At 71.9% G+C, this 12,246-nt stretch carries 11 protein-coding genes; 4 read left to right on the forward strand and 7 right to left on the reverse strand.

What is annotated here, in order from left to right:
* Nucleotides 1–2 precede the first annotated feature (2 nt).
* From ACFY1H_RS20145 to iolD, 3 genes are read left to right on the forward strand one after another with little or no spacing between them, the layout of a single operon-like run.
* Nucleotides 3–890, forward strand: a complete 888-nt coding sequence (locus tag ACFY1H_RS20145) for an aldolase (protein WP_366581110.1) — start codon at nt 3–5, stop codon at nt 888–890.
* Nucleotides 887–1,777 carry a 5-deoxy-glucuronate isomerase gene (gene iolB / locus ACFY1H_RS20150; protein WP_386948272.1) on the forward strand — a complete coding sequence of 297 codons (891 nt, stop codon included), beginning with the start codon at nt 887–889 and terminating at the stop codon, nt 1,775–1,777. Before ACFY1H_RS20145 ends, iolB begins: the two co-directional genes overlap by 4 nt.
* Nucleotides 1,774–3,612 carry a 3D-(3,5/4)-trihydroxycyclohexane-1,2-dione acylhydrolase (decyclizing) gene (gene iolD, locus ACFY1H_RS20155; protein WP_386948275.1) on the forward strand — a complete coding sequence of 613 codons (1,839 nt, stop codon included), beginning with the start codon at nt 1,774–1,776 and terminating at the stop codon, nt 3,610–3,612. The genes iolB and iolD overlap by 4 nt, the downstream gene beginning before the upstream one ends.
* Nucleotides 3,613–3,616: 4 nt before the next feature.
* Here iolD and ACFY1H_RS20160 read toward each other — a convergent pair whose 3' ends face one another.
* Genes ACFY1H_RS20160 through ACFY1H_RS20170 form a run of 3 tightly spaced genes read right to left on the reverse strand, consistent with a single transcriptional unit; the run spans nt 3,617 to nt 6,709 of the window.
* Nucleotides 3,617–5,593: an MFS transporter gene (locus ACFY1H_RS20160; RefSeq protein WP_386948278.1), complete on the reverse strand. Its 1,977-nt coding sequence runs from the start codon at nt 5,591–5,593 to the stop codon at nt 3,617–3,619.
* Entirely contained in the window at nt 5,590–6,024 is a 435-nt protein-coding gene (locus tag ACFY1H_RS20165) for a MarR family transcriptional regulator (protein WP_366580779.1), read from the reverse strand. The genes ACFY1H_RS20160 and ACFY1H_RS20165 overlap by 4 nt, the downstream gene beginning before the upstream one ends.
* A 46-nt stretch (nt 6,025–6,070) precedes the next feature.
* Nucleotides 6,071–6,709: a hypothetical protein gene (locus ACFY1H_RS20170; RefSeq protein ID WP_386948281.1), complete on the reverse strand. Its 639-nt coding sequence runs from the start codon at nt 6,707–6,709 to the stop codon at nt 6,071–6,073.
* A 113-nt stretch (nt 6,710–6,822) separates the two neighbouring features.
* Between ACFY1H_RS20170 and ACFY1H_RS20175 the strand changes: the two genes are divergently transcribed.
* Nucleotides 6,823–7,809: a zinc-binding alcohol dehydrogenase family protein gene (locus ACFY1H_RS20175; RefSeq protein WP_386948284.1), complete on the forward strand. Its 987-nt coding sequence runs from the start codon at nt 6,823–6,825 to the stop codon at nt 7,807–7,809.
* Between the two features lie 42 nt (nt 7,810–7,851).
* Here the strand turns inward: ACFY1H_RS20175 and ACFY1H_RS20180 are convergent, their stop codons facing one another.
* The 4 genes from ACFY1H_RS20180 to ACFY1H_RS20195 form a co-directional block, all read right to left on the reverse strand.
* Entirely contained in the window at nt 7,852–8,652 is an 801-nt protein-coding gene (locus ACFY1H_RS20180; protein ID WP_386948287.1) for an alpha/beta fold hydrolase, read from the reverse strand.
* 79 nt (nt 8,653–8,731) lie between these two features.
* Nucleotides 8,732–9,790 carry an NAD(P)-binding domain-containing protein gene (locus ACFY1H_RS20185; protein ID WP_386948289.1) on the reverse strand — a complete coding sequence of 353 codons (1,059 nt, stop codon included), beginning with the start codon at nt 9,788–9,790 and terminating at the stop codon, nt 8,732–8,734.
* Nucleotides 9,791–9,834: 44 nt separating this feature from the next.
* A complete protein-coding gene (locus ACFY1H_RS20190) occupies nt 9,835–11,049 on the reverse strand; it encodes a diguanylate cyclase (protein ID WP_386949369.1) in 1,215 nt (404 codons plus the stop codon).
* Nucleotides 11,050–11,457: 408 nt separating this feature from the next.
* A complete protein-coding gene (locus ACFY1H_RS20195; protein WP_366580767.1) occupies nt 11,458–12,234 on the reverse strand; it encodes an SRPBCC family protein in 777 nt (258 codons plus the stop codon).
* Nucleotides 12,235–12,246: the final 12 nt, after the last annotated feature.

Consider the following 12,246-nt stretch of genomic DNA (forward strand, 5'->3'; position numbering starts at 1 on the left):
TGATGCTGTCCGACGAACGCTGGAGCGAGCTGCTGCGCGTGCGGGCCACCGACCCGGGCGCGGTGCGGCGGGCGTACGCGTCGCGGCGGCGGCGCGAGAACCTGTTGTCGGACAAGGGAACCCTGTTCCTCGTGGCCGCCGACCACCCGGCGCGCGGAGCGCTGGGTGTGGGCGGCGATCCCCTCGCGATGGCCGACCGCCGGTCGCTGCTCGAACGGCTGCTCGTGGCGCTGGCCAACCCGTCCGTCGACGGGTTGCTCGCCACCCCCGACGTCGTCGAGGAGCTGCTGCTGCTCGACGCGTTGCACGACAAGGTCGTGATCGGCTCGATGAACCGCGGCGGCCTGGCCGGCGCCGACTGGGAGATCGACGACCGCTTCACCGGCTACCACGCCGCGTCGCTCGTCGACTGCCGGCTCGACGGCGGCAAGATGCTGCTGCGGCTCGTCGACGACGATCCCGGCACCGTCCCCACGCTGCAGGCCTGCGCCGACGCCGTCACGGAGCTCGCGTCCTACGGCCTCATGGCCATGGTCGAGCCCCTGCCGTACGCCCGCGCCGAAGGCCGGCTCGTGCTGCAGAAGGACGCGGCGGCGCTGGCCCGGGCCGTCACGGTGGCGTCGGGCATCGGCGTCACGTCGGCGCACACCTGGCTCAAGCTGCCCTCGACCGACGACACCGCCGTGCTCGGCGCCACGACGCTGCCGGTGGTGATCCTCGGCGGGGTGCCGTCCGGCGATCCGGCCGCCGACCTGGCGTCGTGGGGCCGCACGCTGCGCCACGACGTGGTGCGCGGCCTCGTCGTGGGCCGTACCCTGCTCTACCCGCCCGACGGCGACGTCGGGTCCGCCGTGGCAGCTGCCGCGAAGATCCTGGAGGCCGCGAAGTGAGCGCACTGCACCGTCCACACGGGACACTGGCCGACGACTCCGACCCGATTCTCCTGACGCCCGAAGGGGCCGGGTGGAACCACACCGGCCTGCGGGTGCTCAAGGTCGGCCGCCGGCTGCCCCGGATGATCGAGACCGGCGAGTTCGAGGCCTTCGTGCTGCCGCTGTCCGGCTCCCTCAGCGTGCGGGTCGACGACGAGGAATTCGAGCTCGAAGGCCGCGATTCGGTGTTCTCGCGCGTCACGGACTTCGTGTACGTGCCCCGCGACGCCGAGGTGGTGCTGACCTCACCCACCGGCGCCGAGGTGGCGATGCCGATGGCCCGCTGCGAAAACCGGCTGGAGCCGAGGTACGGCGCGGCCGAGGACGTGCCGGTGGAGGTCCGCGGCTCGGGCCAGGCAACGCGCCAGGTCACCAATTTCGGCGTGCCCGGCGTGTGGGACCACGCGGACAAGCTCAACGCGTGCGAGCTCATCACCCCCGACGGCAACTGGTCCTCGTACCCGCCGCACAAGCACGACGAGGCCGGCGAGTGCGAGGTCGTGAACGAGGAGATCTACTACTTCCGCATCGCCGGGCGCGACGGCGTCACGCCCTCGCGCGAGGGCTTCGGCCTGCACCGCACCTACACGGCCGACGGTTCGCTGGATGAAGACGTGGCCGTGCGCGACGGGGACGTGTTCCTCATCCCGCGCGGCTACCACGGCCCGTGCGTCGCGGCGCCGGGTTACCCGATGTACTACCTGAACGTGCTGGCCGGGCCCGCGGAAGAACGTTCGATGGCGTTCTGCGACGACCCCGCGCACGGCTGGGTCCGCGACACGTGGGCCACGCAGGAGCCGGACCCGCGCTGTCCGGTCACCGATTACGAGGGACGCGCGCGATGAAGCTGACGACGGCGCAGGCGTTGGTGCGCTGGCTGCTGGCGCAACGGTCCGAGACGCTCGACGGGCGCGAGCTGCCGCTGTTCCCCGGCGTCTTCGCGATCTTCGGCCACGGCAACGTCCTCGGCCTCGGCACGGCGCTGGAAGAGCACCGCGACGAGATCCCCGTGTGGCGCGGGCACACCGAGCAGGGCATGGCGCTCGCGGCCGTCGGCTACGCGAAGGCGACGCAACGGCGCCAGGTCGGCGTCGTGACCTCGTCGATCGGTCCGGGCGCACTCAACATGGTGACGGCCGCGGGCGTCGCGCACGCCAACCGGCTGCCGGTGCTGCTGCTGCCGGGCGACACGTTCGTCAGCCGCGCGCCCGACCCGGTGCTGCAGCAGATCGAGCCCTTCCACGACGGCACGGCGACCGTGAACGACGCGTTCCGCGCCGTGAGCCGCTACTTCGACCGGATCACGCGTCCGGAGCAGCTGCTCGCGACGTTGCCGCAGGTCGCGCGGGTGCTCACCGACCCGGCCGACTGCGGGCCGGTGACGCTCGCGCTGCCGCAGGACGTCCAGGCCGAGACCTTCGACTTTCCGCCTTCGCTGTTCGAGCCTGTGACGCACCGGCTGCCACGCCCGCGCCCGGACCGGCGCGCGGTGACCGAGGCGGCGGGCGTGCTGCGCGCGGCCCGGCGTCCGCTGCTGGTGCTGGGTGGCGGCGTGCGCTACTCGGGAGCGGGCCGCCGTGCGCTGGAGTTCGCCGAGCGGCACGGGATTCCCGTCACGGAAACCACGGCCGGACGGACGCTGGTGGCGCACACGCACCCGCTGTACGCAGGGCCGCTGGGCATCACCGGGTCGTCTTCGGCGAACGCCGTGGCCGCTTCGGCCGATGTCGTGTTCGCCGTCGGTACCCGGCTGCAGGACTTCACCACGGCGTCGTGGACGGTGTTCTCACCGGAGATGCGGCTGGTCACGCTCAACGCGGCCGCGTTCGACGCGGTGAAGCACGGCGCGCTGGCCGTCATCGGCGACGCCTACGCCGGGCTCGACGATCTGGGGGGACAGCTGGAAAGCTGGCGCGTCGATCCACAGTGGACTTCCCAGGCCGCCGAGGAACGCGTCAAGTGGGACCAGCACATCGACTCCTTGCGTTCTGCCGCCTCGGAGATCCCCAGCTACGCGCAGGTCGTCGGCGTGGTCAACGACCTGTCCGAGCCCCGCGACTACGTGATGACGGCGTCCGGCGGGCTGCCCGGTGAGCTGATCGGCGGCTGGCGCGGCTCGGGCGAGGTGAGCATGGACGTGGAGTACGGCTTCTCGTGCATGGGTTACGAGCTCTCCGGCGCGTGGGGCGCCGCGATCGCCCACGACGGCGGTCTCGTGACGACCCTGCTCGGCGACGGCTCGTACCTGATGCTCAACTCCGACCTGTTTTCCGCCGCGTTCGCGGGCCACCCGCTCGTCGCGGTGGTCTGCGACAACGACGGGTACGCCGTGATCGCGCGCCTGCAGCAGGGCCAGGGCGGCAAGCCCTTCAACAACTTCTACGCCGACTGCCGCACCTCCCACGCCGAGCCGCCGCGCGTGGACTTCGCGCGCCACGCGGAATCGCTGGGCTGCCTCGTTTTCGAGGCCTCGTCGGTCGACGATCTGCGCGACGCGTATGCCAAGGCGCGCGCGGCCGCCGTCGCCGAGCGCCGGCCCGCGGTGGTCGTGGTGCGCACGCTGCCCGCGGCCTGGACGGAAGCCGGCGCGTGGTGGGAGGTCGGCGTGCCCGAGCACCTGGCGGGCCGCCCGGACTTCGACGCCGCGAAGCCCGGGCAGGTCCGCTACCTGAGCCGCTGAGCCGCTAGGCCCAGAGCTTCGCGAGCGCGTCGACGTCGAGCACCGTGGCGAACTTCGGGAAGATCTGGCCGGTGAGGAACTCGTGGGTGCCGGGCTCCGGGTCGGCGCTGGCGTCGTCGAGCACGAGGATGCGGTAGTCGCGGTCCATCGCCTCGCGCACGGTGCTGAGCACCACGCCGCTGGTGCTGATGCCGGCGAGCACGAGCGTGTCGACGTCGCGGCCGCGCAGCTGCGTGTCGAGGTCGGTGGTGGTGAACGCGCCGACGCGGACCTTGCGCACCGAGACGTCCTGCGGCTGCGGGCTGAGCCGCTCGTCGATCTGGGTGGCCGGGGCGTCGGCGTGCATCACCGCACGGGTTTCGGGCGAAACCATGCGGGCGAACACGCTGGTGGCCGGGATGGCGTCGAACTCGGCGTCGTCGAAACCGACGCGGACCCAGCCGACGTGCCCGCCGTGGGCGCGGACGTCGGCGATGGCGGTGTCGACGCGATCGACCAGCGCCTGGTCGTCGGCGACGCGGCTCACGATGCCGGCCTGGTAGTCCATGACGAGCAGGGCGGTGCGGGCCGGGTCGAGCTGTTCGGTCATTTCCGGGTGCCTTTCGGGATGGGTGGATCGCGCCAGCGTCCGGTCGAGGACGTTGACGAGCAAGAAGACGACGCTCGCGATCACCAGGAACCACGCCAGGTGATGGAGGCCGCCGGTGTCGGCCCGTTGGCCGAAGAATCCGCCTTGGGCGGCGGAGGACACGATGGCGCCGAGGTAGCCGAAGGTGCGCAGCAGACCCGCCGACGCGCCCACGTTCTCCGGATTCGCCTGCCGGTACACGGCGTTCTGCAGCGCGAGGCTGTTGAGCCCTTGCGGGATGCCGAAGATCAGCACGATGCCGACGATCGTCCACAACGGACTGGCCGGCACCAGCGTCAGCAAGAGCACGCACGCGACGAGCTGGGCGACCGACGCGACGACCAGCTTGCCGCGCAAGCCCTGCCGGCGTCCGGTGATCGCCGAGACGACGATGCCGGTGGCGAACATCGGCAGCGTGACCAGGCCGGCGGTGCTCGCCGACAAGCCGCGGCCGTCCTCGAGCCACTGGGTGAAGCCGTAGATGAAGCTGTAGGACACGACGTACGCGAGCAGGGCGCGGCCGTAGGTGAGCAGCAGCGGGACGTTGCCGCCGAGCACCCGCAGGTCGATGAACGGCTTGGGGTGGCGCAGCTCGTGCACCGTGAAGGCCGAGGCGGCGAGCACGGTGATCACGAGCAGGTACCACGAGCCGGTGTGCGGGTTCATGAGGAACAGCAGGAGCGCGACCAGCGTCGTCGCGAACAGGGCCATGCCGGGGACGTCGAGGTTCAGCTTGCCGGGTGCGCGTTCGTCGCGCGGGAACCGCAGCCGGCCGAGCACGAACGCCACGATCGCAATGGGGATGTTGACCGCCAGCGTGGTGCGCCAGCCGCCGAGGCCGATCAGGAGCCCGCCCAGCGGCGGGCCGATCACGGCGATGGTCTGCGTGGCGATCGCGAGGATGGTGAGCACGCCGGCAGGGCTGTCCTTGCCGGTGCGGCGGCCTTCGTCGCGGATCAGCCGCATCGCCGCGGGGTAGCCGGCGCAGGTGCCGAAGCCGAGGATCACGCGGGCGACGATCAGCACCGCCAGGTTCGGGGCCAGGGCGCCGATCACGCCCGCGACCCCGACCAGGGCCGTCGCGGGGAGGAACAGCCGGCGTGGGCCGTAGACGTCGATGAGACGCCCGACCACGGGCTGGCCGACCGCCGTCGCGAGGTAGAGCGCGGAGATCAGCCACGCCGTCTGCGAGGGCGGCGCGCCGAACGCGGCGCCGATCGGCACCAGCGCGACGGAGACGATCGTGGAGTTGATCGGGTTCAGGATCGCACCCGAGACGAGAGGCGCGATGAGCTTGCGGTTGAACCCGTCTTCCGCGCCGAAGCGCTGGCGCGGCTTCACGGGTGCGCTCATTCTTCGACCACGCGCTCCAGCAAGGTCAGCGCCTGGTCCAGCACCCGGCGCTCGGCCTCGGTGAAGCGCTGCTCGAACGCCTTGGCCAGCCACTCTTCCCGGCTCGCGCGGGCCCCCTGGGCGACCGCGCGGCCCTCGTCGGTCAGGAAGAGCAGCTGGCGGCGGGCGTCTTCGGCGTCGGCCTCGCGCCGGATCAGGCCTTGCTCGTGCAGGGCCGCGACCGTCTTGGCCATCGACTGCGGCCGGACCCGCTCCGCGCCGGCCAGCTGGCTGGCCGACGACGGTTCGGAAATCGCCAGCCGAGCCAGCGCCGACGCCTGCGGCGCACTCAGGCCACGCACGGACGACGCGTCCTGCAACCGGCGCCGCAGCCGGCCGAAGACGATCCGCAGCCGCTGGGCCACGGCGTCGGGAGAGGTCTGTTCGTTCACGATAGACAGCCTATACTGATCAGCCTTGGCTGTCTAATTTCTTGATCTACGCCAGCCCCGCGGCCGTCGCGCGCAGGAGCAGGCCGAGCCGAGGTTCGAAGTCGAACGCGACATGCCCCCAGTCCGGTTCCTGCTCGTAGAGCGTCGCCAGCGTCGGGGTCGGGTGCGAGGCCTGCCACAGGGCGGCCGCGAGAGAGATCGCGGTGGTGATGAGGTTCCGGAGCTGATCGGCGGTCATGGTGCTCGCCCGCTCCAACGCGGTGACGATCCCGGCAGCGGCGGCGAAGGCGTTGGTCTTGTAGGCACGAGCCCGTTCGATGTCGACGTCGCCTTCGAGGTGCATGGCGACGTGACCGAGCAGGTCACAGAACACCGACAGCGGCGAGAGGGTGTCCGCGAGGACGGCCGCGACCCGGTCCGGCCCCAGCCCGGTTCGGTCGAGGACGGCCGCGGCGACGGCGTCGCGCCACTGTCCCCAGCCACGTTCGGCCAGCTCCAGCAGCAGTTCCTCCTTGTTCGCGTAGTAGCGCCGCACCCCGGTCCGGTGCAGGCCGGCCCGTTCGGTGACCGCGGCGATGGTGACGAACCGCACCCCGCCGAGTTCGAGAGCGACTGATTCGGCAGCGCCGAGCAGGTCCTCGGCCCGCTGCGCCTTGTCTTCGGCCGATCGGGCTCGTTCACGCATGGATCAATTTTAGCGCATCATGGGGTGCGCTAACGCCGTGCGCGGTGCTACGGTCGGCATAGCGCATCACGAGGTGCGTTATGAGTCTTCCTTGAACGAAAGAGGACCTTTCCGTGCGAGCAGTGCAGATCACCGCGTTCGGCGAGCCGAGCGTCCTGTCGGTCGCCGAGTTGCCGGATCCGGTGCCCGGGCCGGGCCAGATCACCATCGACGTCAGCCACGCCGCGGTGGGGCTGATCGACGTGTTCATGCGCCAAGGGCTGTTCGGCGACCGGCCGGGCCTGCCGCGGCCCCCGTTCGTCCCCGGCCTGGAGGTCGCCGGGACGGTCCGCGAACTGGGCGAGGGGGTCACCGGGTTCGCCATCGGGGAACCGGTGGTCTCGATGTCGGCCACCGGCGCGGGCGGGTACGCGTCGATCTCCGTCGCGGACACCGCGCTCGTGGCCTCGACGCAGCGCTACGGCATCGACCCCGCGGTCGCGGTCGCGGTCGTGCCGAACGCGGCGATGGCCCACGTGGCGCTCACCCGAGTCGCTCACCTCGCCGAGGGAGAGAGCGTCCTGGTCCAGGGTGCGCTGGGCGGGTTCTCCGCGGCGTTCCCCGGCATCGCGCGCCGGCTCGGTGCCGCCCGCGTCGTGGGCACCGTCCGCCGCGGCAAGCTCGCCGCGGCCGCCGTGACCAAGCTGCCCTACGACACCATCGTCGACTCCGCCGATCTGTCCGGCGCACTGGGCGAGGAGAAGTTCGACGTCATCGTCGACCCGGTCGGCGGCGACGTCCGGACACACAGCCTGGCTTTGCTCAAGGCGGGCGGCAGGCTGATCGTGGCGGGCAACGCCGGCGGCGACTGGAGCCACCAGGTCGACACCAACCAGCTGTGGCTGACGGGCACCACGGTCGCCGGCTTCAACGCGGGCGCCTACCTGCCCGCCCACCGGCAGGTCATCCGGCCGGCATTGGAGGCGGCACTGGCGGCGGTCGCCGCCGGCCTCGGTGAGACCGAGATCGACGTGCTCCCGTTCGCCGAGGCCGTCACCGCACACGAGCGGATGGAACGTCGTGAGCCGGTCGGCCGGATCGTCCTGGTGCCGGGCGACTGACACACCCGGCCACCCCGCGCGAGGACTCCGGCCGAGCGAGACTCAGCGCGGCCTGATGGCCGAGATCATCGGGAGCACCGCCTTGGCCTGCATGGCGGTCATGTGGTCGAGACCGTCGAGGAGTTCCACCTTCCAGCCGTCCCGCTCGAGGGCCGCGCGGTTTCTCACGAGGGGACCCGCGATGTCAACCGTGACGCCGCCCCAGCGTTCGCCGTATTCGATGCGGTCCTCGGCGCCCGCGAAGCACAGGCGGGGACACGTCAGGTGGACGGCGTGGTCGTCGAAGCCTTGCAAGGCTTCATAAAGCGTGACGAACTGGCGGGTCTGCGCCGTGGACATCGTGAAGCCGACGGAGTCCCAGTCGCCCGGCGTCGCGTCGCCACCTTCAGTGCGGGGCATCGCGTGCGTCGCCCGGGTGACGGCGAGCATCGCGTCGTACGGGCCGTCGAGCGGCGGGTAGCCACCCATCACCAGCGCGGTGAGGCGGTCGGTGCGCACGGCCAGCTGAAGGCCGGCGAGGGCGAGCCAGGAGTAGCCGTAGTAGGCGAAGCGTTCGGCGTCCACGGCGGATGCGATCGCCAGCAGGTCGGCCGAGATTTCCTCCGGCGTAAGGGTTTCCGGGCGAGGGTGGGCGAGGGTGTGGCCTTCGTAGTCGAAGGCGATCACGCGGAAGCCGGCGAGGCCGTCGATGAGCGAGCGACCCAGCGCGGGGTCGCCGCCCCACTGACGCACGGACTCGGCCTGCTCGCCTTCCAGCGGGCGTGGGTTCACGGGCAGCAGCAACGCCGGTCCGTCGCCGTGCACCTCGACGTCGATCGTGGTTCCGCCGGGCAGCGTGACCATGTCGGCCCCATCTCTTTACATTGTAAGCGATTGGCGCCGACGATACTTTACGTCGTATCGAGTTGTCGAGTTGTCGAGCTCAGAGGCCGAGGTACCGGCGGATCTCCTGCACGGCGGCGCGTCCGGCGCGGTTGGCGCCGACGGTGCTGGCCGAGGGCCCGTAGCCCACGAGGTGTAGGCGCGGCTCGGCGACCACGCGTGTGCCGTCCATGCGGATGCCGCCGCCGGGCGCACGCAGGTGCAGGGGCGCCAGGTGGTCGATCGAGGCGCGGAAGCCGGTGGCCCAGAGAATGGTGTCCGCGGGTTCGAACGTGCCGTCGGCCCAGGCGACGCCCTCGGGCACGAGGTGGTCGAACATCGGCTTGCGGTCGAGGTACCCGGCGGCTTCCGCGGCCCGCACCTCGGGCGTCACGGCGAGGTCGGTGACGCTCACGACACTCTGCGGCGGCAGCCCCTCGCGCACGCGCCGCTCCACCTTCGCGACGGCCTGGCGGCCCCACTCCTCGCTGAACTCCTCGTCGCGCCACACCGGCGGGCGGCGGGTGACCCAGGTCGTCGACCTCGCGACGGGCCCGATCTCCATCAGCAGCTGGACCGCCGAGATTCCGCCGCCGACCACGACCACGCGGCGCCCGCGGAACGCCTCGGCGCCGGGGTAGTCGGCGGTGTGCAACTGGCGGCCGGCGAAGCGCTCCTGGCCCGGGTAGTGGGGCCAGAAGGGGCGGTCCCACGTGCCGGTCGCGCTGATCACGGCACGTGCGGCCCACGTCTCGGCGGGGGTCTCGACCAGCAGGCGTTCGCCGTCCTCGCGGATCGCCGTGACGTCGACCGGGCGGTGCACGGGCAGGTCGAACGTCTTCTCGAAGCGGCCGAAGTACTCGGACACGACCTCACTGGCGGGCCGGGCCGGGTCGGGCGTGCCGAACGCCATGCCGGGGAGGTCGTGGATGCCGTTGACCTTGCCGACGACCAGCGAGGGCCAGCGGTACTGCCACGCGCCGCCGGGGCGTTTGCCGTGGTCGAGGACCACGAAGCCGGTCTCGTTGGCGAGACCCGAGCGGCGCAGGTGGTACGCCGCCGACAGCCCCGCCTGTCCCGCCCCGATCACCACGACGTCCGTCTCGTGATCCGCACTCATACAACGTTCAACAACCGCGGGGAACGCGTATTTCGAGCGGTGACTCACACGGCGACGCGGTTGCGCCCGGCGTCCTTGGCTCGGTAGAGGGCGGCGTCGGCGGAGCGCAGCACCTGGTCGAGCGTGTCGCCCGCGTCGGGGTAGCCGGCGACGCCGATGGACACCGACAGGCCGCTGACCTGCACCGTCCCGCCGACCACCACGCTCAGCTCCCCCACCGCGACCCGCACGCGCTCGGCGATGGCGAGCACGGGCGTGCCGCCGGTGGCCGGCAGCAGCACCACGAACTCCTCGCCGCCGAAGCGCCCGACGGTGTCGCTCTGGCGCACGGCCTCCGCGATCGCCACGGCGACGGCGGCCAGGACCTCGTCGCCGGTGAGGTGGCCGTAGGTGTCGTTGATGCGCTTGAAGTGGTCGAGGTCGATCATCAGCACGGCGAACTCACTGCCGGGGCCCCGTCGGCGGGCGCGGGTGAACTCGCGCGTGGCGAGGTCGTGCCAGCCGGCGGTGTTGAGCAGCCCGGTCTTCTCGTCCGTGACGGCGGCGACCTGCAGTTGCTGTTTCAGAAGCAGGTAGCGGTGCAGCAGAAGCAGCGGCGCCACCACGAAGACGACGAGCACGGGCTGCGCCACGAGCGCGAGCGCGGCGAGGCCGCCGAGGCACAGCGTGGCGATCTCGAAGGCGTTGTCCTCCCACGTGCCGATGAGGTCCGCGGCCTGGCGGCTGCCCGTGTAGAGGTAGATGCCGGCGGCGACCAGCGCCATGTTGACCAGCTCGAACACCGCGGCAGCCGCGACGAGGGCGAGCACACCGTGCCACGTGTCGAGGTGCGCGTCGTTGAGGTGGTCGATGGTCAGCACGGAGGACGCCGCGAAGCAGCTGAGCATCGCCCACGCCGTGCTGGCGAGGAACCGGTGCGCAGGCCGCGTGCGGACGCTTCGCCAGACTCGCAACCACAGGTGCAGGTAGAGGACGAGCGCCAGCAGCGCCACCCACGCCGGCGGCAGCAGGAACGCGCCCGCGAGGTACCAGACGGAGGTGACGTTGATGTGCGTCTGGCCGCTCATCCACCGCCGCAGCCGTTCGATCCGCCGCGACATCTCCGCCTGCGCGATCCCGAGCACGACGAGCGTCGCGAACCACCCGAACTGCACCGCGCCGCCGAAGTTCGTCGCGAACCCGACCGCCACGACCGCCACGGCGGCCACCTCGCACACCACGGCGTACGCGATCCACCTTCGCCGCGCCACCACCCACATCCCCCACCGCGCCGGCAGGCCGTCCCACTCCCGCCACGCCGCCAGCGCACCCCGCACGCCGCGGGGTCCCGCTCCCAGCATCGTGACGCCCCTTCGGCCGACGAGGTGGCCCAGGGTAGCCGGTCAACCCTCCGCCGTCGCCGGACCGGGGGAAATCCCGGAGCTCCTCTGCCCCGCGGTCATGGCTGGGGTAGAGCGGGTGGGCAAATTCCGGTTCGTCAGGTGTGCTCGCGAGCCCGCCGCCCCTGGTTGTCCACAGCCGAGTCGAGTTGTGGACAACCAGGCGCTCCGTGCCGCTCCGGGCCGGTTTCATCGGGGTGGGCCGATAAAATGGACATGGGCACGCCCCCGGGGAGGGCGGGGCTTTGTCCGCCGGGCCGGGTTAGGGGCGCGGAGCAGGCGCGGATGTCAGCGGCGGCGCAGGGCCCGGATGATCATGAACACCGCGAACAGCACCGCGGCGCCCGCGGCGACCGGGATGAGGCGTTTGGCCACGGACTGGCCCGCGTAGTCCAGGAGGTCGATGGCTTCGGTTTCGCCGGTCGAGCCGCCGGAAGGGACGCTGCGGAGCTGGGGCTTGGCCGCTGAGCCGGCTTCGGCGCTGTCGGCGGCGGACTGTTCGGCGAGGTCGCTCTTGGCGGTCGCCTCGGCGGCCGGGGCGGTCGCCGCCTGGGTGGTCGATACCGAGCCCGAGCCGGCGGACGCGGCGGCTGGGCCGGGCGTGGCGCCGGCGCCGGAGTCCGCTCGCAGTGAGTCGGCCAGGTTGCCCGCGAAGGTGTCCAGCAGCTTGCCGCCCACCTCCGAGATCAGGCCGCGGCCGAACTGCGCCGGGCGGCCCGTGATGGCGATGTCGCTGGCCACGTCGCCGTGGGTGCCGCCGTCGTCGGTCGCGCGCAGGGTGACCGTGACGGTCGCCGCCGCGGTGCCGCCGCCGCGGGCGTCCTTGCCGGAGGCCTTGATGACGACCTTGCGGGCCGCTTCGTCCTTTTCGAGGAACTCGCCGGATCCCTTGTACAGCAAGGAGATCGGGCCCAGCTTGACCTTCACCGTACCCGTGAAGGAGTCGCCCTCCACCTTGGTGAGCGCGGCCCCCGGCATGCACGGGGCGACGCGCTCGGGGTCGATGACGGCCTGCCACACCTCCTCGAGAGGCGCGGGGACGGTGAATTCGTGGTCGAGCCGCACGGGCCGACCTCC

This window comes from Amycolatopsis sp. NPDC001319, from assembly GCF_042896185.1.
Classification (GTDB): domain Bacteria; phylum Actinomycetota; class Actinomycetes; order Mycobacteriales; family Pseudonocardiaceae; genus Amycolatopsis.